We start from the raw sequence: 23,846 nt of genomic DNA, 5'->3' as shown, positions 1-23,846 counted from the left end.
TCCGATCTCCGACTTTGAAAAGTGTAAAAATTGGGTAAGTGTAAGAGTGTAAGGGTTGGTTAGTAGCCCCTAGTGGAATCAAATACTTCTGACTTCTCAGTTCGGCGTCGGTTGTACCTACGCCTATATCACATGTTCGGTTTGATGGTTCGTTGGCTAGATGGTTTGGGATTTGTTGTTGGTTGGGTTCCTCCCCTATCGCATCAAATACGTCCGAATTCCCACTTCCGGTCTCCGACTTTGAAAAGTGTAAAATGGTGTTTCGTTAAACAGAACAGGCTCCGAGGGTAAAATCCTTGGAGCCTGTTTTGATTATCTTGCGTTAATTGTTACATTTCCTTTGTTTCCGTTTCACCGATGTGCTTGAGGTAGAATTTCCATACTTCATCAGCAACATCACGGCCTAACTGAAGGCCAGCAACGTTATCTGCCTGAATGTGGTAGCCGCCCATTACACGCGACCAACCAGCCATTTCGGCTGTTTCTGTGAATGTAGGAAATTCAATTACTACGGTATCACCTAGGTTGTCTGGCTCTGTCAGGGCACCCGCTACAAGGGTAACGCTGCTACCAAACTCCTCGCTACCTGTCCAGCGCTTAAGGGCCTCAGCACAGCCACCACTAATGGTACTATGACCAGAAGTATAACTAGGGAAAGGAGGACACAAGAAGGTCTCAGGAGAATAAGGGCGCCACTGTTGTCCGTCCATCTCTATCAACCCTTTTCCTTCACCACCCCATGCTTTGATTTTCTGATCTTCATAGTACTTGTGTACCAATGCATACGGACGTGCGTAGTCATAAAACATCTTCGAATCCCAAGAAGCGATAAAGGCATCCATTGCAACCACCTGATTGTAAAAGAACATTTTCACATCTTCATCAAGGGTATGATTATCACGAACAGAAACTTCCTGGGCAAACTTCAACCAGTGGCCAGCCTGCTGTACAGATTGAGGCCCATCACGCATAAACTCAACGAGTGCTTTATCCTTATCGGTGAGACTAGCTTGAAGTTCCATTACTTCTTTCACCTCTGCTTCCAACTGCTCAGAACCGATCATCGGAGGAGGGCCAGGGCGGAATTGATCGCCAGACTTCAAGGCTACTGGCTGTACTTTGTCCCAGTAAGGCGTCAAACATTCCGGTGCAAAGCGACCTCCTTTGCCATCAGCAAAATACTTAGGCTGCCAACGGTTAGGGTCAACATTTTCATCAGCTGAATTGACCGGAGCATAACCAACATAGTTGAAATAAGGCTGGCCATTAGAGCCTTCTTCTTCACCATACTGATTAGAACCGTCACCTTTACGAGCTTCGATAACCGCTTTCGCAGCAAGGTTACCAATACCCACAGGTGTTGTTGGGTCGGTAGACATATCATCTGGATCAAGGCCTAATTCCCGCATGTAATCAGCGAAAATTTCCTTATCTGTGAAATAATACTCACTTAATGTTCCATAAGCAGCATAGCTGATAGCAATTTCCTTGTTTTTCAAATTCTGTTCTGCATCAGGGCGGCGTTCTACACCACTGAGATAAACAGGCGTCGCTTTTTCATCATAACACGACCATGCATCAAAAATAGACACAAAAATCAAGCCCAAGTAACGAGACGTGATTGTTGGTCTAGGCTTGAATCTATCGGTATCATTAGCAGTTCCCAAAATAGCCATCTGGCTCCATTTGTAAGCGACATTTTCTGCCCCTTTTGGCTCCTCCATTGTATCAGCAGCCCCATCAGTACCCTCTGACTCGGAATTACTACAGGAAACCAGTAGCCCCAAGAGCATCACAAGTAGAAAAAAGTAGTTTTTCATAATTCAAGGTGGTTAAAATAAATGACCGCATTTTTTATGCTATTGGCCATTCTAAATATTAATCAATAATTATCGATAAAAGAATAATTCATGAACAGTACCGGCAGCAAAATGAGTCTGCCCCCTTTCCAGGCGAATAAAAGCATCACCATGTAAAAGGTTAGCCAAATCACCGGATCCATGCCCTTTTTTAGGATGAGCAAGAATGCGGCCGTTCTTATCGTAGCTGATTTTTACTTCTAAAAAATAGGTCAGATCAGGTTTGAATTCTACATCACTTTGGAGAATACCACAAGGACGATCAGGAATACGTTCCCCCAATGATGTGCGCATCCAATCCAGTAAATACACCTGGGAACACATAAAAGAGGAAACCGGATTGCCAGGTAAAGCAAAAATCGTTGCTTCCAATTCACTATGCTGGCCAAACCAAAAAGGTTTCCCTGGGCGCTGGGCTACCCGGTGGAATAATTTGGTAGCCCCCAAACGATCAAGTGCTGTTGGCAAAAAATCGAACTTGCCTTTAGACACTCCACCGCTCAATATAAGCACATCAAAATCCCGCAAGTATTCTTGTAGTTTTTCAAAAACAACCTCCTCGTTATCAATCAAGTGCGCTGTACTTACAGGAACATTAAAACTTTGCAAACTTGCTTGCAATCGATAAACGTTGCTACGCCTAATCTGATGAGCTGCTGGTTGCTCATCAACCTCAACCAGCTCGTTACCTGTTGAAATGATAATGGTCTTAGGTAAGCGAGAAACTTTGATGAGTGCTTTTCCTATACTTGCACCAACGCCAATTTCACTGGCAGAAAGCAACGTGCCTTTGGTCACCAACAATTCACCTTTGGCTCTATCTTCTCCCCGATAGTGAATATTTTGCCCCTTTTTATAGGGCGCATTAATACGGGCAACACCATCGGCAATTTCAACATCTTCATAACGAATAATGGTATCACAACCACACGGCAATACCGCTCCGGTCATTACCTCTAGACATTGAGTAGCATCAAAAAGTTCTGATTGTGGATCACCTGCGGCAACAATACCTGCTACAGGCAAATGATCTGATTGAACGGCGGTATCATAATGAATGGCGATACCGTCCATTGTAATTCGGTCATAAGGAGGCAATTCCCTATCTCCGTGCCAATCTTCTTGTAAAACTCGACCAATACCCTGCGCTAGTGGAATCGTTTCAACGCCAAAATGGCGAGTACTATCCTGGACAATTTGGTAGGCTTCGGCAAGACTAATCATGGGTATTTCTGCTGTTATTCCTCACAAAGTTAAAAACTAAGCCCAATAGGAAAAAGAACATTTGTCACCTATGATGATTTAGTAAAAAAGGAGCGTAAAAAGCATGCTACTTTTTACACTCCCTTTTACGAGCCAGTATTTACATCAAAATTATTAATCAATCATTTGCGCATGAATTGCAGCAATTCCTACCATATCTACAATCTGCCGAACGCTGGCACCGATCTGAAGGATGTGTACGGGTTTTTTAAGCCCCAACATAACAGGGCCTATAATGTCCATACCTGCAGCATTGCCCAATAAGTTATAAGCAATATTAGCAGCCGAAAGGCTGGGGAAAATAAGGGTATTCGCCCGTTCGTCACCCAATTTTGAGAAAGGGTAATACTTCTGTCGCAACTTTGGATCCAACGCCATATGTGCCTGCATTTCCCCATCAACCTTCCAATCAGGGTGGCGCTCATGGATGATTGCAGTGGCTTCCCGCATTAGAGTAGCCGACTCTCCGTTGGGAACAGATCCAAAATTAGAGTAGGTTACCAGTCCTATCTTAGGCGTAATATTGAAGGTCTCAACTTGCTCTGCAACCAATTCCGTGATACCAGCGATATCTTCCGCGCTCAAGAAATGATTGACTGTTGTGTCGGCAAGGAAAAGTGGCCCAAAACGCGTTTGTAAGATATGGGTACTCGCCACTTTGTTCACCCCTTCTCTGGGGCCAATAATCTGTAAAGCAGGACGCAGGGTGTTGGGATACTTCCTGCTCAGTCCGCTGATCATGGCATCGGCCTCTCCCGTTTCCACCATCATGGCACCATAGTAGTTCTTATCCAGCATCTGTTCTTTGGCCTCCAGCATGGTGACCCCTTTACGCTTTCGTTTCTCATACATCTGATCAATGTAAGTGTTGAGCGTAATCTTTTCTGCCTCAGAAATGGGGTTCCGAGGATCAACAATACGGATCGTTTCCGGAATTTCGATGCTGTGTTCAAACGTAATAGCTCTTATTACTTCCCGGTTACCCAACAGAATTGGTTCTGCAATTTTATCTTCAATAACCACCTGAGCTGCCTTCAATACCGAAACGTTTTCCGCATCTGCGAAAACAACCCGTTTGCGATCCTGGCGAGCTTTGGTTTCAATAATTTTCGATAAAGTATTGTCGTTACCTAAGCGTTTAGCAAGTTCCAGTTCATAATCCTCCCAATCAGAAATGGGATGTTTGGCAACACCTGAATCCATTGCCGCTCGGGCTACCGCTGGTGCAACGGTAGTGATCAAACGAGGATCAACAGGTTTAGGGATAATATAATCTCTGCCAAAAGTCAGGTTTGTGCTGCTGTACGCCAGGTTAACAATTTCCGGCACTGGCTTCTTTGCCAAATCAGCCAAAGCTCTGACGGCACCAAGCTTCATTTCTTCGTTAATTTCTGAAGCGCGAACATCCAGTGCTCCCCTAAAGATGAAGGGGAAACCAAGCACGTTATTCACCTGATTAGGATAATCAGAACGACCTGTAGCCATGATACAATCTGGGCGGGCAGAAGTAGCATCTTCGTAACTAATCTCCGGCGTAGGATTGGCCATCGCAAAAATAATAGGATCAGCCGCCATGTCTTTGATCATCTCCTTGTTCAAAACATTACCACGAGACAAGCCAATAAAGACATCTGCACCATTAAGAATATCGGTCAAAGAGGTATCTGCGGGCATCGAGCCATTGACGAACTCTGGTTTTTTACCATCAAGGTTATCACGATCCGGGTGGATGAGCCCTTTACTATCGTACATAAAAATATTTTCCTTCTTAGCACCTAAGGAAACATAAATACGAGTACAGGAAATTGCGGAAGCACCAGCACCATTTACAACAATGCGTGCCTCACTAATGTCTTTACCTACAATTTCCAGTGCGTTTAGTAATGCAGCCCCACTGATGATAGCAGTACCATGCTGATCATCGTGCATTACAGGGATATTCAGCTCCTCTTTGAGGCGCTCTTCGATCTCAAAACAATCAGGTGCAGAAATATCTTCTAGATTAACCCCACCGAAGGTTGGCTCCAGCAGCTTTACCGTACGGATAAATTCGTCAACATTTTTGGTATCCAGTTCCAAATCGAAACAATCGATATCAGCATAAATCTTAAATAGAAGCCCCTTACCTTCCATGACGGGCTTACTTGCTTCAGGGCCAATATCACCTAAGCCCAACACGGCTGTACCATTACTGATAACGGCTACAAGATTGCCCTTGGCCGTGTATTTGTAAACATCATTGACATCCTTTTCAATCGCCAGACAAGGTTCGGCTACCCCAGGAGAATAAGCCAAAGACAAGTCCCGCTGATTGGCCGTTTCTTTGGTGGGAATGACTTCAATTTTTCCGGGTCTTCCTTTTGCGTGATAATGTAATGCTTCTTGCTTGATATCCATTGATTAAGAATTTCGTCAGTTAGGTAATACGTCTACGAAACATACAATCCAAAAGAAAGTTGTTTTCTGTAGGGCCGCAAATATAGGTCTAATTGCTGCTTAAAAAACGGTAGGCATAATTTTTAGTTGCTGATCCTGCTTAGCTGATGGGGTATCTTTTCAATGAACATTTCTCATTTCCTACATCCGACACTAACAAACAAGCTCCATGGTATACAAATCATAGCCAGGTGCCCAATAATCCTTTTTCGTATAGATTGTTTTAAAGCCAGCCTTACTAAAAAAACCATCCACTAATTGCGATGTACGAACAATAACTTTTTCAATATCCTTATGTGCTTGTAACTGCGCCAGGCAAAAATCCAGGATTTTTCTACCCAAGCCCTGCCCCTGATAGTCGGGATGAAAAACAAACCAAGAAACCTGCCCGGTGCAGCTATCTGGCTTATAACCATAGCCTGCACAGCCAACAATAATTCCATCTTGCTCCATTACGAAAAAGTCGGATGGGTTGCTCGCTAAAAAAGTTTCAAAGTGCGCCACTTCTTCTTCTCCAAAATATTTGGGCGTATTCCATTGAAAGAGTTGAAGAAGGGATGCTGTATCTGCAATCTGGAATGGGCGAATCATAAGGGCATTTTTTTTCAAAAGTAGAAAAAAACAACCCTACCTACCTCTATCGTCTACCGCTTTTTTTAATTGATACCAGTCTGCCATTTTAGGCACGACACTGATATTATCTAACGCAACATCTCCATCTGTTCCATTAATTTCAGCGCGGAAGCGGATTCGATGATTTGTACTATTGGCAGTAAATGTAGCTGTAAATTGTACCCACTGGCTGGGGTGCTCTGGCATTGGAAACGTCGCTATTTCTTTACCATCAATATCGATTGCCAATACCTGGGTCCCCATACACTGACAATTATTTTCAGCGTCTTTACCCGCACGGTAATCGCCAGTAATGGTGTATTGCTTACCAATCGTTAATCCGTAGATTTCTTGTTCCACCGCAGGGTCCGTGTTTCCTCCTTGGTGATTCAACCAAATATAGCCACCAGGATTCCCCCCCTGTAACTGGCTGATAGTAGTACGCTCAACCTCTTGGATGTCCCAAGCCGTAAAAGCAGGGTTGCCGTTAAAGGCTCCATTGGTTATCAAACTGGCATTTTGTCCATTCACGATAAGCGAACAGTTTAATATAAAAAAGCCGATAAAGAGCGTATTTTTCATGAGTAGTTAAGTTAACACAAAAACTGACCATAAACAGATGCAAGATCCAGTCTACTTTACTAAATGTCGAAACAACCTCTGGAGGTAAGTGATAAATAGCATTTTTTTAAAAAAACTTACTGTAAAGCAAAAAAAAACTCGCCAAGTCCAATGACTTGGCGAGTTTTCATACTTTTCTCACAAAAAAAACATGATTCTCTGGCAATTTTTGTGTTTGAAGTCAATCGAAAACCAGAATGACGCTCCTTAACAGTCGCTTACTATTCTTGCTTTAGCTTGACCACAAAAATTGTCAGAGAAGGAAAAACATTACTGCTTCACCACTTTTGAAGAATAAACTACTCCATCAGCGTAGATTTTCAGCAAGTATAATCCAGCAGGCTGTGCTGCAAGGTCAATGGTACTTTCTACGGATATATGGTTTAACACCAATTGCCCGGTAGCATTATAGACTTCTACCCGTTCCATATCTAACAGAGGTAACTGTACCTCGCCGGTCGTAGGGTTAGGGTACACTTTTAAGTCGGTATTTACCAAGTTCGTGACGCCTACTGACTCCAACAGTGTCACTTCCAGACAGAAAGTGCCAATGGCAGCGTAGTCCGCAGCGGCTACGTAGCCATCTACCATCAAGAGGTAATCTACACCAGGCTCCGTAACGATTTCCATGTAGGAGTTGTATACCTGATTATCAAAGTCTTCATCGTCGTTACAGGCAACAGCGGTAGGGGTCGTACAATCACCGCTGTAGAGCGCAAACTGCGTATCTGTGTTGGTCATTGGGTTGATGGAATCGCACTGAATAGAACGAATGCCATACTTCTCTCCATCACCCGTGAAGGCATACCAGATGGTATTGTTGAGCACTGGCGCATCACCAAACCAACACTCGTAACCAGTACCAGGATCATTATCGGCATTATAGCCGGTATTATCTTGAACAGTAGATACAACGGCTTCATTCAAAGGACCGTCAAAAAGGAAGTCGATATCAATTGCATCCGGACAAATATCGCCGGAGAGTTGAGCGTCTTCCACCGTAATCACATCACTCTGATTATCCGAACAACCATTGCCATCCGTGAAAGTATAAGTAACGATCACTTCGCCAGTACCCGCAGCGGCCGGATCAAAGGAGAAGCTCATACCGTTACCTTCGTCGGTGACACCAGGGCCGCTATAGACACCACCCGCAGGGCTACCGCCCGACAAGCTCGTTTGTAGGCCAGCATCGACGCCGATAATACTTAAGCTGCTGGCAAAAGTTACTGTTGGCGATGCATTGACGGTAATGATAGAAAAAGCTGCACTAGTACCAATGGTATAAAATATAGAGATTTCTCCGGTGCCAGAGGCAGCAGGATCAAAACTGAAAGAAGTACCATTTCCGTCATCCGTAACACCGGCACCACTGTATACACCACCTGCTGGTGTTCCTCCTCCCAGGCCGGTTTGTGTGCCAGCATTGCTACATATATCACTCAATGAGAGCGTCAAAGCAACTGCGGGAGTGACGGTGATTATTGAACCTTGTGATGAGGTACAGCCATTGCCGTCGGTATAAGTATAGGTAATGACATTTTCGCCTATGCCAGCAGTAGCTGGATCAAAGCTAAAAGTGGTACCATTGCCGTCATCCGTGACGCCATTTCCGCTATAGACACCACCACCAGGGGCGCCACCGCTCACGCCGGTTTGTACGCCAGCATCTGCACTGACGGTGCTAATGCTGCTGGTGAAGGTGACGGTTGGCAGCGCAGCCACTGTGAGCGTGCTACTAGCCGTGGAACTACCTATCGCATAGTTTACGTTGGTTGATCCTACGCCTGCAATACTAGGATCAAAGGAAAAAGAGGTACCATTGCCACCATCCGTGACACCGCTACCGCTGTAAACACCACCGACAGGGGTAGCGCCACCAGTAATGGTTTGGATACCGGAATCTTCACAAACGGTTCCCAGGCCAGGAAACGTGATAGAAGGTGCTACCACGGATACTGATACGGAGGTGCTAAAGTTACTACCACAGGCTCCACTACTAGTAGTGTAAGTAATACTACTTACTCCTACACCCGCTACAGCCGGATCAAAGGAAAAGGTCATACCATTGCCGTCGTCCGTGACACCGGGCCCACTATAGGTACCACCGATAGGAGTGGCACCACCCAAACCTGTTTGGATGCCATCTAATTCGTTATATGTTGTCGTAGCTAGGCTGAACACAGGTATACCAAGAAGTTCTGACGGAACGAAGCTATAGCAAACTTGTTCCGCTTGACATGATCCTATAGAAAAAATAACAAACTCGGCAGTAGGAGGAAGAAAGCTCGACGAAAAAGATTCGGTAAAAGTTAATTGTGGAAAGTAGGAACCACATTGCGTGCCGTCGCCATCCGTTATCCCCCAGGAATCGGCGCCATTGAGTGCACCATCTACACTAAGCGTAAAAATTCCATTAGGGGTATCTGGGCATTCAACAACGGTAACTCCATTAATCACCGGCGTACAGCCACTACTCAAATCAACCCCTCCCGTAAAGGGAACCGTCGACAAAGCCAAGTTGGTCGGAGCAGTAGGAATACTCCAGTTCGATACGTTCATCAAATCCATTGCATCTACTGGGTTACCTCGTAAACTGGGGTTGTATTCTCCGTCAGAAGCATTCAATATTGTCACTACGGCATTGGGAAAATCCATGCGAGGATCATCGCCGATAAGGTCAGTGCCGTCAAATACATCCGTGAGATTCAAGGCAGCGTAGATTTCACTAACGTTATCCAATGGATCAGCTGGGTTAGAAGTATCAAATGCAAAAAGAACATCACTGGCCGACAAAGTAAAACCGCCGTTACCCGCTAATACTACACTGCCTCCTGCTCCCGTTACCGCAAATACATTGGCACTAGTTTCACTAATAAACACCACTGCTCCTGCAGCTAGGCCGCCTGTTGGGGCCGTATAGACCAGGTAAGGCTCTCCATCGTCAACAACCTCACAGAGGTTATCAAAATGGAAGGCACTACATGCAGAGCGCCATTCTTCATCGGTAAAGTAAATAACCGTTCCTTCAGCGATGGCCTCCCCTGCCACAAAAGAAAACCCATCGGGGCTACTGGTTCGGGTAGCACCTACAAAGGCAACTTTAGGCGTTTGAGCCTGAAGGCTCATCGTCCCAACAAGGAAGAAGACCAACAACAGCGCATGGCTCCGGTGGATAAAGGAGTTTAAAAGAGTAAAAATCTTCATAATTAGTTTTTTTAATATAAGATTAGGTGAACGTTGTTACAAAATAACATTTTGAATCCATGTTTTAAAATCCTTGATATTATCCCTGAAGTATCACCTGTGCCCAAAAGGTCAGTGTACCTTTATCACCAGAGATTGCAACAACATTTAGTGGCCCCTTGAGGCGGCTGAACTGGTTGTTCATCAAAGCACTAGTCCAAACCAAATAACATTTTAAAACCCTTAATAATATGGGCCAATGCTGTTTGCGGGCCTGCTAATTCTGCTACAGAAATCTCAAACGCTCCATCTTCTATCATCACTTTTCCGGAAGCCTCACTTGTGTAGGGTGTTATGGCATCAAGAAATTCTACTTCCACCTTGTAAGGAATCTCTTTCATTATAATAGCCGGATTCAGCCAACTCTGATCCCCAAATGGCGCGATAATTGGCAGCTTTGACTCATATACATGGTTGGTTACCTCTATTTTAGTGATGTAGATACTCGCAGGAGTAACAGTATCGTCTGTAATTGTAATGGTAATATCGAGCGTACTACCAAAAGGAGTTCCATCCTCCGTTTCCAGGAAAAAGCCAAAACCTGGATCAGCTGCTTTAGGTTGAACTATTTTTATTTTCTTTTTATCTCCACCATCAAATTTTGAAGTGCTCATCTCTTTAAAAGTTTTATTGAATAATCTAACTGTTTATGTACTTAGGCCTCTAAAAGGTAAGTACCATAGATGTTTTTATTTGCTTCTTATAATAAGAATACGTTTTGGCCCTTGATTTTCATGATGAAACAGTCCCAACTAGGAGGAGGGGCGACAATTCAGCCGAGCTTGCGACAATTAGCTGCGTTAAGAGCTAATTCGGGAATTTTGTAACAAGTTCTGAAAACAAGTTTATTCCAAAAGAACAAAACCCGCCCACAGGAAAGGATCTTGGTAGCGTGCTTGCATATAAGCCTGAGCTGCCCGAAATGCTTCAGGAATTGTTTTTCCTTCCTCAAGCCAAGCTAAATAAAAAGTTGTCATAAAAGCCTGTGCCTGAAAATCAGGAATTTGCCAAAGCGTCATGATCAGGTACCTGGCACCAGCGATTTTAAATGCTCGTTGGAGACCATAGACACCTTCTGTGCCCTTGATATCCCCCAGGCCTGTTTCACAAGCCGAGAGAATCACCAATTCGGTTTCTTTAAGGTCCATTTTACTGACCTCATAGGCCGTCAATATTCCATCCTCTCCACCTTGACTCCTTGGCCGGCCGGTTTCCCATGCATAGTTCCCATCGGCAAGCACCAACCCAGAACGTATCATGGAACGCTCCGATGCACGGAACGCCAAGTCATCCTCCCCTGCAATTTCTTCGGGGTCAGGAAAAAAGAAGCCGTGGGTTGCTAAATGAAGTATCCCTGGTGATCGGCTTATTTCGCCAAAAGTCTTTAATGAAGCCTCTGTCGCTTCTTCTTTCATCAGCATTTGGGTCTCGTACCCTGCTTCAACAAGTAAGTCTTTAGCTGTAGTTATTTCCACCTCAGTCCAGGGAAGTCCTTTCCAATATCCATCAGTATTTCCAGGATTCATTTCCCCTTGGTCTCCACGCCTACTTGTATTTATTGTTTCCGTTGTAGTTAGTCCCTCTACTTTTATATCTCCATAGCTAATCCCCCCATAAAGAGCTGCTACTGATAGGGGATTTTTTCCATTTTTAGAACTTCCAGGCACGACCAATTGGCGCGTACTGCCCAAGGCATACAATTCATATTTCCGGGACAAGGTTTTACCATCAGGTGTGGGGATAGCCCCCAAATTAATTCGATGCAACAAACCTGAAGGAGAATAGTAAATACGTTCTATTCTTTCAAGTTTGTTTATCTCCTTCGAGATAGGTTCCCAAATTAATTGGTGAAGGACATTTTCAGGAGTCTCCTTACTATACAGTGAATTAATCATTACGGAGGTGGATTCCACCTTGTTGTAAAGCAAACTATCTAAAGAAGATTCTGAAAACAACGGAATAAACACCGGTTTTTTCGCGAACTTTGTCAATAGTAAAGCCGCATATTTCATAGATTTTCGAGTATTACCTGATTCACTCGGATACTGGATAAACTCTATAGCAATTTCCGCTGATTGGAGTTGATTTTGCACCTCTTTCCAGGTGACTTGTTGTACTGCGTTCCCAAAGTCTGCCGTACGCCTGATTAATGCTTTTTCAAGCAAACCTGCCTCCATTTCCAGGTGCTCTACGTTCTCTTGTACTTCTAATGGTGAGGCATACTGCGCTGCCAACTTCCGGTTAATATCCCGCAATTCCTTATACATTGAATTCGTGGTCGTATCCAATGTTGCCAATTGGTTTAACTGGAGAGCTGCCTGCAATAAGAAGCCCTTATAAACCATTATTTTGTCATAAGCCAAGTCTGCCAACGGCGGGTGCTTTTCTGCGAAAGCAAAGTAATAGTATAAGTTCTTTTTATAATCTTCGGTGTAATTAGCCAATTCCTCTTCCGAGAAATGCCGCGTAGCGCTGGTAAGCCCTTTTTCTTCCAGTTCACCTAATGCTCTAAGCGCATCAGCAGCGGCTTGATAATTCTGCAAATACTGCTCACTTTCTGCTATTGCCCTTAAACCCCGTAAATAGCGGGGGTGGTTTTTACTCAAGTGAGCAGCTAATATCTCTAGTGCCTGCTGTTGAATATCCTTACTTAACTGGATTTTGTTTTGAGAAAAATAAACATCCCCTAAATTTTGCAAATAATAGCCATAATCAACACCATTCTCTTGGTCGTTATCTATCAAAATTGCTAAAGCTTGGTTTAAGTTTTTCTCCGCCTTGCTTAATCGTCCTGTATATTCATATATTACTGCCAGGCTGTTGAGTATAATCGCATAATCCTGATGATCAGTACCGATATATTCACTTTCCAAACTAGCGGCTTCATTGTAATACTGTTCGGCAAGTTCAAGCTCATTGAATTGAAAATACAAGGCTCCTAGATTAAGGAGTAGATCGATGTAAGTATACAAATCCAACTCTTCTTGTGCTTCGTAGATGGCTTTCGCTTCTAAGTATAGACTTTTTGCCCTGGCGTTATTACTGGTCAGGTAATATAAGTTTCCCAAGCTGATCAAACTCATTCCGTAATCAGGGTGCGTGTCCCCCAACAGACGTTCTCTTATACCCTTGGCTTCCAGTCCGTAAGCTTCGGCTTGCTCATAATTCCCTAAATTCAAATAAAGGCCCGACAAATTGACCAATGTGTTGGCAAAGGTTACACTTTCGCGGCCTGCACTCTGCTCACGAATATTCAAAACCTCCTGATAAATAGGTTCTGCCTCTCCATACTCCCCCATCACATCATATACGATGGCCAAATTATTGAGGCTTTTCCCATAATCCGGATGCATCGTCCCCAACAATTCAGCCCGCAACTCTTTTGAGTTGATGTACCAAGGGATGGCCTCTTTATTTTGCCCCATAAAGTATCGAATTCGGCCTTCATTAAAACAATAACTCGCATAAGCTACGGAATGCTCTCCACAACAATCCACTGCAACCTCGCCAGCAGCAGCGGAAGCTGTAAACGCCAAATCAAAGGCAGCCTCAGCAGTATAATCTCGGGAAACCTGAATAAGGCTATCAAATATAGCAGGAATAACTGCTGACTCTGGTTGAGAAAACAGTGCACAAGGAAAGAGCACCTGTAAGCACAGGAGCAAAATGGGGGACGAAAAGGGTTTCATACGGGTAAATGCGGGTACTATTGTGTACCTATTCCACAAGAAAACAAAAAAACGGGGAAGAGCCAAATGGGTACCTACTGGTACAAATTCAAAGCCTTTTTGGCTTGTAACTTATAAGGGTCATTTATCTTCTTCGCAATTTTTTCAAAAATAGCCAACGCCTTAGCTTCTTCACCTGCCAATAAGCTTGCCAGGCCTCGGTACCATTCCACCTGTGGCAGCCATTCAACAGGGGGCGTCTCCAGCTGATCTAGTAAAGTCAATGCTTCTGGGCCCTGCCCCATTTCCAACAAGGTGTAAGCTTGCAAATAACGCAAGGTATCATTGGGTGCAAGCTGCCGGTCTAAACGTTGCAGCCGGACATAAGCAGTGGTGAATGTCCGCTCTCTCAGAAGTTCATCAACTGCAAGGTATTCTTCGGTAGGTTTGAGCCCAGTGAGGGGATACCCCGTGTACCAGAGTTGGTCCAACAACTCCTTGCCTTCCTTTTGCTCGCTTTGACCGCGTAAATAAGTATCAGGAGCACCATAAGGTGGTGGTGGCAACTCGGCCCTGGCTATAGGAATCTCCCTTACGGGAGGAGCTGCAGGCGCTTCTTCCTGGGGTATTTCTGTTGGCAGCACTTCTTCTTCGATATCTATAACAGGTTCTTCTTCAACGGGTTTAGGAGCCGATGGCAAGGTGTTTTCTTGCTCAAAAACATCTTCCGTCGTCAAAGGAGACGAGACGGTCTCCTTCCTTGGGAACCATAACCAAACAGCAAAAAAAAAGGTCAACAACAAAAAAACAAGACCAATAGCATTATTTCTCCGGCGCCGCTTCGCGCGAGCGCGGGCAGCTGCGGCAGCCTTTACTTTGCCTTTTATTCGAAGCGCAGTAAAGCCTTCACTCAAACGATCAACGGCCGCGCGTTCTTCCTCGCTGGCATCGTCATTTAAGTATTTATTGATGTCTTCCATTTCGTCGCAATTTCGATCAGTTTTTTCATACAGGTGCTTCGCTTCATTTTCAAAGAGTTGATCGTCGAATAGGGTGTCAATTTTCCCTTTATCACTTCTTCGTCACTGTAACCATCAATATGGTGTAAGCGAACAACTTTTTCACAAGCCTTCCCTAGCTGGCTTAAAAATTGGGTAACTAAAGCTGCTGAATCATTTTGGCGCTCCAGAGCTTCATATTCACTTAAATGCTTTACATGGTGGCTCTCTAGCAATTCCGTATCAGGCTTTTTCCGGCGGATTTTCGCCATCGCCAGCCTTTTTGCTACTTCTACTAAATAGGTCGTAGGAGCATGGCCTTTAAATTCGTAAGCACCCTCCTCAATTTTTTGTAAAAAAATGAGCGTACTCTGATTTAAAATATCCTCGATTTCTTCCCCATCAAGGCCCATGTTACTAACTACTTTGCGTAACATGGGTAACGCTTTAGTCTGCAAACATAGAATTGCTTTATTGTCCATAGCCACCAGTCCTTCATACAATTGCTGATGGCTTTTGAACTTTTCACAACCCCGATTAGTAGAAACCCACCTCTTAAAAGGCATAAGTGAATGCTTGTTTATGGCATGAAAACGATCAAAGGTAAGTAGATGAGATGTTTTTTTTTAAAAAAGTGGTTTATAAGCCACCGCCTTGATCTCAATCAATAGATTTGGATGGGGTAATTGATGTACGGCAACGGTTGTCCGCGTAGGTCCAGTAGCGTGATTAAAAAAGGTACCATACACTTCGTTGTACCCTTTAAAATCCTCCATATCTACCAAAAAGGTGGTCATATCAATAAGGTGTTCCAAACCAGCATCCATACTACTGAGTAGCGCTCCGATGTTTTCGATTACCGCCTGGGTCTGCGCCCGAATATCTTTGTCTACCCGACCATCAGGATGAATAATTACCCCGGCATGGGTGTTGTCTTGGCGACGGCTACTGGTACCTGATACATAAATAAAATCCCCTACCCGCTTTACATGGGGATAATTCCCAAGCGGTTGGGCTTTGTCTTTTAGTGTTTTGTTTGACATGTGTTTATTTGTTTTCCTGCACCTCTCTCAATACCTCCTCCAAATCCAAATCTTTCACCTCCTTGTCTGCAACCAGCTTTAGCAAAAACTCATCTTGCTTCCGACCTTTAACCATCGCTTCTGCATAAGACAACTCCGGCTTGAAGGTTACCAGTGAATATTTCGAGTAGTAATCAGGAAATTGATCTTCCAGCGCCATTTCCAGGCTACGCTTTTTAATAAAGTCGGTATCGTCTACCTTATCCTGCATCTCGTAAAAATTGTCAATGGCCAAGTCTGCTATGGCATCTGTATTGGCAGGGCGTTCTTCTGAGAAGGCCGCAAAAGTAGCTGGCCAATCTTCTCCGTGTTGCTCCAAGGTCTCGATGAAAATTCTAACATCTTCAAAAGCGGCGTTCATGCCCTGCCCGTAGAAAGGAACGATGGCATGAGCAGCATCGCCCATAACGAGGGTCTTGCCATAGGCCTGCCAGGGGTAACATTTGATAGTGCCCAGGGTACCTACTGGATTGTCAAAGTAATCTTCTTGTAAACCAATCAAGTGAGGCAACAAGCTGGGGTAATGCTCCTCAAAAAAGCTTTTCACTTTCGCGAAAGTATCTAAGGTGTTGAAACCGGCCTCGCCCTCATAAGGATGGAACATGGTCACCGTAAAACTCCCATCCATATTCGGCAATGCAATCGTCATGTAGGCTCCTCTTGGCCAAATATGCAGGGCATTATTGTCAATTCGGTAGCCACCATCCGGCGCAGGAGGGATGGTTAACTCCTTGTAACCACTGCGCAGGAAATGCTGAGAAAAATTAAACAACAAACGTGAAGAACGGCTCATCATCGCCCTTCTTACTACCGATCCGGCACCATCGGTCCCTATCAATACCGATCCGGCAACTTGCACCAAGGTGCCATCGGCACGCTGAAAGGTAGCTGTAGCATTTTCAATATCGGCACTGGTACACGAATGCTCAAAGAATACTTGCAGGTTATCATAAGTATCGGCTTTCTCCAATAAAGTTCGGTTGAGCCCACTGCGTGATACTGAGTTAATGTATTCGTCCTCTCGCCCGCTATAACTGCTAAAGCGGGCATCCTGACCGATTGAATGGATCATTCGCCCACGCATCGGGATACAGTATTTCAATACTTCCTCTCTCATTCCAGCAGTATCCAGCGCCATGAGCCCCCGATGGGATAAAGCCAAATTGATAGATCGCCCTCCTTCTTCGGTAGTCAACCGCAGGTCTGTACGCTTTTCGTAAAGCGCTACGGTATAGCCCTTCTGTGCCAGACGTATACCCAATAAAGTGCCGCAAAGACCAGCACCAATGATAATTACTTTATGTTCTTTGTTCATTACTGTCTCATTTTCTCACCCAATATTTTCACAAAATCGTAGACCTCCGTAAAGGTGTTGTAAAGTGGCACCGGAGCTACCCGAATCACATCAGGTTCGCGCCAATCTGCAATAACACCAGCGGCACTGATGGCTTCATATAAACTTTTATCAGCATCCTGCACCTGAATAGAAAGCTGGCAACCTCGCCGTTCTGGATCACGGGGCGTAATAATACTGATCTTGCCACCCGGCAACTGATCCACCAAATACTCCAGGTAGCCGGTAAGTGCTAATGATTTCTGGCGAAGATTGTTCATTCCTGCTTCAGCAAATACCTCCAAGGAAGCTTTGATGGCCGCCAATGATAGAATCGGAGGATTACTCAATTGCCAAGCTTCAACACCAGGAATAGGGTCAAAATCATCGCGCATCCCAAAGCGGGTAACTTTGTTATGCCCCCACCAACCGGTAAAACGAGGTAATTCCTTGTCATGTGCATGCCGCTCATGTACAAAGCAGCCGGATACACTTCCTGGGCCAGAGTTGATGTATTTATACGAACACCAAACTGCAAAATCAGCTCCGCTGTCATGTAAATTCAGCGGCACATTCCCTGCTCCATGAGCACAATCAAAGCCGACTAAACAACCCTGTGCATGTGCCAATTTGGTAATCTCCGGCATATTGAAAAACTGGCCCGTATAGTAATTCGTGTTGCCCAACAGCACCAATGCTATTTCAGCACCTTGCTCTTCCAAAACACGGGCGATGTCTTCTTCTCTAATCAAAACCTCGCCGTCACGCGCCTTGAGTTCTACCAAGTGTTCAGCAGGATCGTAACCATGAAATTTTAGTTGCGAACTGATGGCATAGCGGTCCGAAGGAAAAGCATCGGCTTCCATCAAAATCTTAGTACGCTTTCCTTCTGGGCGATAAAATGACACCATCATAAGGTGCAAATTGACCGTAAGTGTATTCATCATCACCACCTCTATGGGTTTGGCACCCACTATTTCGGCCATCTTTTCGGTCAAAAACTCGTGGTAGGGTAACCAAGGATTCTTTGCATGCAAATGACCTTCTACGCCCAGGTTTTGCCAGTCGAGCAATTCTTGATCAATAGCTGCTTTGGTGGACTTGGGTTGCAGCCCCAGCGAGTTTCCGCAAAGGTAAATAAAGGGTTCACCGTTCGCTTGGTGAGGTAAATGGAAACGTTCCCGAAACCCACGTAGTGGATCTTTCTCGTCTTGGTTTTGGGCGTATTCCCGAGTGGGTTGGTAAGTCATAATAAGAAATGTGAGATTTTCAATACTTCGCTGCTCCGTAGGATAGGGTTTTAAACCTTATCCTACGGAGCAGGGAGTGAGGGCAGGGCAACATTAAGCAGGTGTCTTTTGGGAACCTCTAATCCGGTTCATCATCGCTTCATTTTTATCGGCTCCCAACCAGCGAAGGACGTTGGCCTCCCACATCTCTTGCTGTTGTTCGCGGGTGATGATACCTTCTTCGACTGCTAAATCCAGCAATTTACCAGGGTAAGAAGATTGTGGCGTACTCTCCATTTCTCCTAAAGGATATGGATCGTCCAGCCCCACCATGATTTGATCAGCGCCTTTATTGCGCTTCATCATCAAATCCAGCGACAGCGTATCATGCACCAAAGTATCAAAGAAGATATTAGGGTGCCCTACTGCTTTGCGGGGGTGCGCCTTGCCTTCAAACAGGTCGGGGCGGCCATCAAATCCTTGAATACGTCGTCCGAGGCTAATCTGAGCCAATTGCCCGCCGTGGGCAAAACAAGTGCGCATATTAGGGTAGCGTTCGTGGTACCCGTTTAGCGTAAAAAAATGGTACGAATCAGCACACTGAGCCAGCATCCACACTAGGTGAAACCGCCAAGCAGTATTCTCCAGTTGGATAAATTTCTCACCATCGTAAGGGTGAATTTCTACGGCCAAGCCATAGTGGTTGGCCAACTCAAAGATCGGTTCGGTTTCCGGGTCAAAAATGGTTCGCCAGGTTCCAGTAGAATCCAGATAATGAGTGGGTAGGCACAAGACACGCAGGTCCAATTCTTCTACACAGCGTTCCATCTCCCAAAGGGCCGAGCGCACAAAGCCGGCGTGGATCACGAAACCACAGGTAAACTTATCAGGATGATCGGCCTGTACTTTTGCATTGAAATCGTTTTGCCAACGCAACACTTGCTTCATCTCTTCCATCCGCAGACCATTACCATACAACTGCGATAGGTTCAAGACGACAGCATGGTCGATCTGGTTTTTGGCCATCCATTCCAGCTTCTCATGCAAAAAGAAACTGGAGTCTGTCACCGGACGTTTCCAATTTTTCTGCAGCATAAATTTGCGATCTTCATCAATCCAGAAGATCTCTTTTTCCTTCATAAATGCCGGAACCTGTTCCGGATAAGGAAGCAAATGAGAATGTCCATTAATACGCATGGTTAGAGGCTATTTTTAAACGCTTGATTAAGCTTTTTTCTTGGTTGGAGGTTCCATCACTGTGCCACAATTGTCACAGGTACGAAGCGAAAGATCAGAATAGTAGCGATCAAAGATCACAGGCATATCCGTCTCGATATTTTCCAGTGTGAAGGCTTCGCGATAGAGTTCATTGCCACAATTTTCACAGAACCAGGCGAGTCCGTCGTCGGTCCCTTCGGGGCGCTGTTGCTCGATCACCAAACCTACCGTATTGGGCCCACGCTGGGGCGAATGCGGGATATTGGAAGGCAGTAAGTAAATTTCGCCTTCACGGATATGAATATCTTTGGGCTCCCCTTCGTCGATGACCTTCAGGGTGATGTCTCCCTCTACCTGATAGAAAAACTCAGGGGTTTCGTTGAGGTGATAATCCTTTCGGGCATTGGGCCCACCCACAACCATGACGATGTATTCGCCATTGGCCCAAACTGCTTTGTTGCCAACAGGTGGCTTAAGCAAGTGGCGGTTTTCCTCAATCCATTCTTTGAAATTAAACTTGGGCAGTAATTTTGACATAACTGTTTATTTATTCTTCAAAAATTATTGATCAGCTCGCATAAATGGCGTGAGGGCGTATAGCCCCGATAAGTCACAGGGAACCATTAACGAGTATCAAAATCCAGACAAACGTTTTTCGGCTCCGTAAAGAAGCGTAATGCTTCAAAGCCCCCTTCCCGACCGACGCCGGAATTCTTTACCCCGCCAAAGGGCGTTCGAAGATCCCGCTTTAGCCAGGTATTGATCCATACAATCCCAGCTTCGAGCTGACGAGACAGCTTATGCGCACGGTCCAGTTGCTGCGTCCAGATGGTGGCAGAAAGACCGTATTCCGTGCTGTTTGCATAATGTAAAACTTCTTCTTCCGTTTCAAAAGGCATGATCGTCACCACAGGGCCGAAAATCTCTTCCTGGTTGGTGCGGCAATCATGGGCGAGGCCTTCGATAACCGTAGGAGCAATGTACCAGCCAGCGGCGTGTTCTCCTTCCAGTTTCACTGCTTCTCCACCGCATAAGATACGGCCGCCTTCTTCCTGTGCCAGTTTAATATACGAAAGAATTTTATCATAATGTGCCTGCGAAACCACGGCCCCAACTTTTGTATCGGTAGCAGTAGGTGGTCCCACTTTTAGCGCTTTTACTTTTTCTACAAAATCCTTTTTAAACCGCTCGTATAATGGTGCTTCTACAAAAACGCGTGATCCGCAAAGGCAAATTTGCCCTTGGTTGGCAAACGAAGATCTTACGGTCGTACGAAGCATCTTATCATAATCGCAATCGGCAAAAATGAGGTTCGGGTTTTTGCCGCCCAACTCTAGTGAGAGCTTCTTAAAGAGCGGCGCCGCTATCCTTGCGATCTCTGCGCCCGTGCGGGTGCTTCCCGTAAAGGAAATCGCTTTCACCTGAGGATGACTGGTAAGCGCCGTACCTAATCTGTGGCCATAACCATGGAGGATATTCAGTACGCCTGGCGGCAAACCTGCCTCTTGGCAAATTTCACCCAGCAGATAGGCCGTCAGTGGCGTCACCTCCGAAGGTTTGGCCACCACAGCATTCCCAGCCGCCAGTGCCGGTGCAATTTTCCAACTAAACAAATACAAAGGAAGGTTCCAGGGTGAAATGCACACCACAACTCCTAATGGAGACCGAAGCGTGTAGTTAAAACCTCCCGGCCCATTATCATGAGACTGACTGGCAAACTGGGTAATCGCTTGCGCAAAGAACCTGAAATTGGCTGATGCCCTCGGGATATCCACCTGTTTAGCCAACCAAACAGGTTTGCCGTTGTCTTGCGATTCGGCAGCAGCCAGTTCATCTGCTCTTTTTTCAATACCCAACGCAATGTTGTTCAGTACACGGTAGCGTTCGTCGATGCTGGTATTTGCCCACTTTTCCTGAGCCGCCTTAGCAGCACTCACCGCCAAGGCTACATCTTGCTCATCGCTATCTGGTGCCTCTGCATAAGGTTTTCCCTTTGATGGATCAAATACAGGAAGATAAGCTCCACCGGCTGGTGCCTGAAATTGGCCATTGATAAAATTCGCTAAGCGTTTCATTCCTAATCCTCGTTTTTCTGCGTGTAGAAAAAGCCTAATTCCTTGACCAACCGTGGAGGCAAGGCCGGCAGCTCAGAGCGTGGTATCAACAGGGTAGAAATATTATGCAAGTCTGTGAAGATATGATGCTTGATGGCGGTTTCCCGCAAATAAGCATGCCCGGAAGAACCGCCGGTACCCGTTTTTCGACCCAGCATCCGCAATACCATCTGAGAGTGTCGATACCGCCAAGTGGTCAATAATTCATCAATATCAATCAGGCACAACAAGAAGCGATATGGCATCTGCAATAACGGTTCTTCGTTGTAGAGGTTAATCATCAGCGCTGCCAACATCGCATCGTAACTCAGGCGAAAAGTACCTTTGCCCTTTTCTTCACTATGCTGATGGGGGTCGAGAATAGACTGAAAATAAGGGTCCGTGTTCCCCATCATTTTCACCCGCATTTCCTTCTCCTTGTCCGTGAGGTAATCAGAGGCCATGATAGCTTCCGCTTCACGAGCAACCATGCGTTCGACCGATGCTTTGTAATGTTCCAAAAATTCGAAGTCACCAAAACGCAAGAAAGGAGTTCTTTCCAGCCAATCCTCAACCGCTGCAAACAGGTTGTTTCCTTGCGAAATATGATCGAGTTTTGCTTGTTGTTCTTTGGTAAAAAAGGCAGCGTAGTGATAATTATTGTAGGTCATCCTTTCGTTTTCCGGCAGCCCCAGCATGTTTTCTACCAGCCTAAACTGGAAACTTTGAAAGCCCGACGCTGGGAAAAGAAACTTACGGAAATCCAGAAAGTCTAGCGGTGTCATCGTCTCCATCACGCGGATGTGTTCGATAAGTAGTTTCAGGATTTCAACCACCCGATTTAAGCGGGCGACAGAGGTTCCCATGTTCCGTTCATCTACCCGATTGGTCTGAAACATATCCACCACAGAATCTACTTCATGAAGGATTTGCTTAAACCATAGTTCGTAACTCTGGTGAGTGATGATAAAAAGCATCTCGTCGTGAGCCGGTTCAGGCTCCAACTCTCCACTCCTAGGGCGCTGCGAACCTAGTAAATCGTCCAAACCCAGATACTGCTGGTAATGGACAGGGCTGTATTTCTTCTGTTTTTCGCTCATTATAGTTCCTTAACGATCAATTATTCTGCACTTCTTTGCCCCAAGATATAACGCTTTTCCAAGATAAGGGGTAAAGCGCTGGTACTCTTTTTCAATCCGGTAATCTATATATTAAGTTTATACTTCATAGTTGATTGCTACTCTAAAAAAACGTAACTTTCTTATTTGAAAAACAATCCTCTTAACAACTTTTCCTTATGATGAAAAATTACCTTATTCTCTTATTAACCATTGCAACCATCACCAGTCTGAAATCACAATCAGACCATGATTTAGGTGTAAACCTAGGGTTAATCACCTATCAAGGAGACCTTTCCCAAGCTCCGATCAACGCCGGACAGTTAAACTTTTCTGCGGGAGTGCAATACCGCAATTTTCTTTCGCCCAAAATAGCCCTTAAAACAGGCTTGAATTTTGGCAAAATCTCTGGCAGCGATTTGGATTACAATATCAGTCGCGGCATTACGATGGAGAACAAGCTCGTAGAGGTTGCCCTCCAGGCCGAGTGGCATATCCTTGGGCAAAAAAGCTTTGAAGAATCCGGTCGTTTTGTTCGCAATTTCTCTCCTTTTGTAGGGCTTGGCTTGGGGATGGTATTCACCAATGAAACCGTCAACTATTCAGGTAATGGAATCTTCAAAACAGAAGAAGACACTGGTTCTCTAATTGTGATTCCTATCGATTTAGGTATCCGCTTTACGGTCAACCCCAATATTTCGGCAACCCTACACGGCGGCACCCGCGCTACTTTCTCCGACCTACTAGACGGTGTCAGTGAAAACGGCAATGCTGATGCAGATGACTGGTACTTGCTGGGCGGCTTGGGGATACTGTATACTTGGTAGTTTTCTTTCGGCAGGGCGTGGGGTGCTTTGAGCGGAGTCCGATGAATACTTCCGAATTCCGACTTCCCAATTCCGACTTTTGGTGCGGGGTGTGGGGGTGAATGTATAATCGCACTGGTACGATTACCCCTACGCTGAAGGTATGATCTGTTGGTACGATTGGAGTGCGGAAAATTCTCCCGAATTTTAGTGCGAAGTGCGAGAAACGTTTACACCTTTACACTTTTCCAACCTTTACACCTT

General features: G+C 45.2%; 18 protein-coding genes. 1 reads left to right on the top strand and 17 read right to left on the bottom strand.

Annotation, left to right across the window (positions count from 1 at the left end):
• Nucleotides 1-329: 329 nt before the first annotated feature.
• The 17 genes from ACRBG0_RS26525 to ACRBG0_RS26445 form a co-directional block, all read right to left on the bottom strand.
• Nucleotides 330-1,820: a vanadium-dependent haloperoxidase gene (locus tag ACRBG0_RS26525; RefSeq protein WP_431489850.1), complete on the bottom strand. Its 1,491-nt coding sequence runs from the start codon at nucleotides 1,818-1,820 to the stop codon at nucleotides 330-332.
• 69 nt (nucleotides 1,821-1,889) lie between these two features.
• Complete coding sequence (locus ACRBG0_RS26520) at nucleotides 1,890-3,083, bottom strand: molybdopterin molybdotransferase MoeA (RefSeq protein ID WP_431489849.1); 1,194 nt, start codon at nucleotides 3,081-3,083, stop codon at nucleotides 1,890-1,892.
• Between the two features lie 153 nt (nucleotides 3,084-3,236).
• The gene (locus ACRBG0_RS26515; RefSeq protein WP_431489848.1) at nucleotides 3,237-5,519 is read right to left on the bottom strand and encodes an NADP-dependent malic enzyme; all 2,283 of its coding nucleotides are present in this window, start codon (nucleotides 5,517-5,519) and stop codon (nucleotides 3,237-3,239) included.
• A 192-nt stretch (nucleotides 5,520-5,711) separates the two neighbouring features.
• On the bottom strand, nucleotides 5,712-6,149 hold the full coding sequence (locus ACRBG0_RS26510; protein ID WP_431489847.1) for a GNAT family N-acetyltransferase: 438 nt from the start codon (nucleotides 6,147-6,149) through the stop codon (nucleotides 5,712-5,714).
• Nucleotides 6,150-6,185: 36 nt separating this feature from the next.
• Nucleotides 6,186-6,752, bottom strand: a complete 567-nt coding sequence (locus tag ACRBG0_RS26505) for a hypothetical protein (protein ID WP_431489846.1) — start codon at nucleotides 6,750-6,752, stop codon at nucleotides 6,186-6,188.
• A 309-nt stretch (nucleotides 6,753-7,061) separates the two neighbouring features.
• The gene (locus ACRBG0_RS26500) at nucleotides 7,062-9,998 is read right to left on the bottom strand and encodes a T9SS type A sorting domain-containing protein (protein ID WP_431489845.1); all 2,937 of its coding nucleotides are present in this window, start codon (nucleotides 9,996-9,998) and stop codon (nucleotides 7,062-7,064) included.
• Between the two features lie 191 nt (nucleotides 9,999-10,189).
• Nucleotides 10,190-10,651 carry a hypothetical protein gene (locus tag ACRBG0_RS26495; protein ID WP_431489844.1) on the bottom strand — a complete coding sequence of 154 codons (462 nt, stop codon included), beginning with the start codon at nucleotides 10,649-10,651 and terminating at the stop codon, nucleotides 10,190-10,192.
• Between the two features lie 231 nt (nucleotides 10,652-10,882).
• The gene (locus ACRBG0_RS26490) at nucleotides 10,883-13,726 is read right to left on the bottom strand and encodes a CHAT domain-containing protein (protein ID WP_431489843.1); all 2,844 of its coding nucleotides are present in this window, start codon (nucleotides 13,724-13,726) and stop codon (nucleotides 10,883-10,885) included.
• Nucleotides 13,727-13,800: 74 nt separating this feature from the next.
• The gene (locus ACRBG0_RS26485) at nucleotides 13,801-14,685 is read right to left on the bottom strand and encodes a tetratricopeptide repeat protein (RefSeq protein WP_431489842.1); all 885 of its coding nucleotides are present in this window, start codon (nucleotides 14,683-14,685) and stop codon (nucleotides 13,801-13,803) included.
• Complete coding sequence (locus tag ACRBG0_RS26480) at nucleotides 14,661-15,185, bottom strand: RNA polymerase sigma factor (protein WP_431489841.1); 525 nt, start codon at nucleotides 15,183-15,185, stop codon at nucleotides 14,661-14,663. Before ACRBG0_RS26480 ends, ACRBG0_RS26485 begins: the two co-directional genes overlap by 25 nt.
• Nucleotides 15,186-15,329: 144 nt before the next feature.
• Nucleotides 15,330-15,746 (bottom strand): RidA family protein, encoded by a 417-nt coding sequence (locus ACRBG0_RS26475; RefSeq protein WP_431489840.1) that lies wholly within the window; start codon nucleotides 15,744-15,746, stop codon nucleotides 15,330-15,332.
• Nucleotides 15,747-15,750: 4 nt separating this feature from the next.
• Nucleotides 15,751-17,100: an FAD-dependent oxidoreductase gene (locus ACRBG0_RS26470; protein WP_431489839.1), complete on the bottom strand. Its 1,350-nt coding sequence runs from the start codon at nucleotides 17,098-17,100 to the stop codon at nucleotides 15,751-15,753.
• Nucleotides 17,100-18,368 (bottom strand): kynureninase, encoded by a 1,269-nt coding sequence (gene kynU, locus ACRBG0_RS26465; protein WP_431489838.1) that lies wholly within the window; start codon nucleotides 18,366-18,368, stop codon nucleotides 17,100-17,102. The genes ACRBG0_RS26470 and kynU overlap by 1 nt, the downstream gene beginning before the upstream one ends.
• Before the next feature lie 93 nt (nucleotides 18,369-18,461).
• Nucleotides 18,462-19,544 carry an amidohydrolase family protein gene (locus ACRBG0_RS26460; protein WP_431489837.1) on the bottom strand — a complete coding sequence of 361 codons (1,083 nt, stop codon included), beginning with the start codon at nucleotides 19,542-19,544 and terminating at the stop codon, nucleotides 18,462-18,464.
• A gap of 27 nt (nucleotides 19,545-19,571) precedes the next feature.
• A complete protein-coding gene (locus ACRBG0_RS26455; protein ID WP_431489836.1) occupies nucleotides 19,572-20,102 on the bottom strand; it encodes a 3-hydroxyanthranilate 3,4-dioxygenase in 531 nt (176 codons plus the stop codon).
• An 86-nt stretch (nucleotides 20,103-20,188) separates the two neighbouring features.
• On the bottom strand, nucleotides 20,189-21,640 hold the full coding sequence (locus ACRBG0_RS26450; RefSeq protein ID WP_431489835.1) for an aldehyde dehydrogenase: 1,452 nt from the start codon (nucleotides 21,638-21,640) through the stop codon (nucleotides 20,189-20,191).
• Between the two features lie 2 nt (nucleotides 21,641-21,642).
• Nucleotides 21,643-22,758: a tryptophan 2,3-dioxygenase family protein gene (locus ACRBG0_RS26445; RefSeq protein WP_431489834.1), complete on the bottom strand. Its 1,116-nt coding sequence runs from the start codon at nucleotides 22,756-22,758 to the stop codon at nucleotides 21,643-21,645.
• Between the two features lie 197 nt (nucleotides 22,759-22,955).
• Between ACRBG0_RS26445 and ACRBG0_RS26440 the strand changes: the two genes are divergently transcribed.
• Nucleotides 22,956-23,603: a DUF6089 family protein gene (locus ACRBG0_RS26440; protein WP_431489833.1), complete on the top strand. Its 648-nt coding sequence runs from the start codon at nucleotides 22,956-22,958 to the stop codon at nucleotides 23,601-23,603.
• The last annotated feature ends 243 nt before the right edge of the window (nucleotides 23,604-23,846 follow it).

Source organism: Lewinella sp. (assembly GCF_050633125.1).
Lineage (GTDB): Bacteria > Bacteroidota > Bacteroidia > Chitinophagales > Saprospiraceae > Lewinella.
Note: the sequence above shows the minus strand (reverse complement) of the source record. Positions and strands in the feature narration are given on the sequence as shown.

Coding starts and splice junctions, on each gene's coding strand:
- ACRBG0_RS26525 (WP_431489850.1), bottom strand. CDS start 1,820: ATGAAAAACTACTTTTTTCTACTTGTGATGCTCTTGGGGCTACTGGTT.
- ACRBG0_RS26520 (WP_431489849.1), bottom strand. CDS start 3,083: ATGATTAGTCTTGCCGAAGCCTACCAAATTGTCCAGGATAGTACTCGC.
- ACRBG0_RS26515 (WP_431489848.1), bottom strand. CDS start 5,519: ATGGATATCAAGCAAGAAGCATTACATTATCACGCAAAAGGAAGACCC.
- ACRBG0_RS26510 (WP_431489847.1), bottom strand. CDS start 6,149: ATGATTCGCCCATTCCAGATTGCAGATACAGCATCCCTTCTTCAACTC.
- ACRBG0_RS26505 (WP_431489846.1), bottom strand. CDS start 6,752: ATGAAAAATACGCTCTTTATCGGCTTTTTTATATTAAACTGTTCGCTT.
- ACRBG0_RS26500 (WP_431489845.1), bottom strand. CDS start 9,998: ATGAAGATTTTTACTCTTTTAAACTCCTTTATCCACCGGAGCCATGCG.
- ACRBG0_RS26495 (WP_431489844.1), bottom strand. CDS start 10,651: ATGAGCACTTCAAAATTTGATGGTGGAGATAAAAAGAAAATAAAAATA.
- ACRBG0_RS26490 (WP_431489843.1), bottom strand. CDS start 13,726: ATGAAACCCTTTTCGTCCCCCATTTTGCTCCTGTGCTTACAGGTGCTC.
- ACRBG0_RS26485 (WP_431489842.1), bottom strand. CDS start 14,685: ATGGAAGACATCAATAAATACTTAAATGACGATGCCAGCGAGGAAGAA.
- ACRBG0_RS26480 (WP_431489841.1), bottom strand. CDS start 15,185: ATGGACAATAAAGCAATTCTATGTTTGCAGACTAAAGCGTTACCCATG.
- ACRBG0_RS26475 (WP_431489840.1), bottom strand. CDS start 15,746: ATGTCAAACAAAACACTAAAAGACAAAGCCCAACCGCTTGGGAATTAT.
- ACRBG0_RS26470 (WP_431489839.1), bottom strand. CDS start 17,100: ATGAACAAAGAACATAAAGTAATTATCATTGGTGCTGGTCTTTGCGGC.
- kynU (WP_431489838.1), bottom strand. CDS start 18,368: ATGACTTACCAACCCACTCGGGAATACGCCCAAAACCAAGACGAGAAA.
- ACRBG0_RS26460 (WP_431489837.1), bottom strand. CDS start 19,544: ATGCGTATTAATGGACATTCTCATTTGCTTCCTTATCCGGAACAGGTT.
- ACRBG0_RS26455 (WP_431489836.1), bottom strand. CDS start 20,102: ATGTCAAAATTACTGCCCAAGTTTAATTTCAAAGAATGGATTGAGGAA.
- ACRBG0_RS26450 (WP_431489835.1), bottom strand. CDS start 21,640: ATGAAACGCTTAGCGAATTTTATCAATGGCCAATTTCAGGCACCAGCC.
- ACRBG0_RS26445 (WP_431489834.1), bottom strand. CDS start 22,758: ATGAGCGAAAAACAGAAGAAATACAGCCCTGTCCATTACCAGCAGTAT.
- ACRBG0_RS26440 (WP_431489833.1), top strand. CDS start 22,956: ATGATGAAAAATTACCTTATTCTCTTATTAACCATTGCAACCATCACC.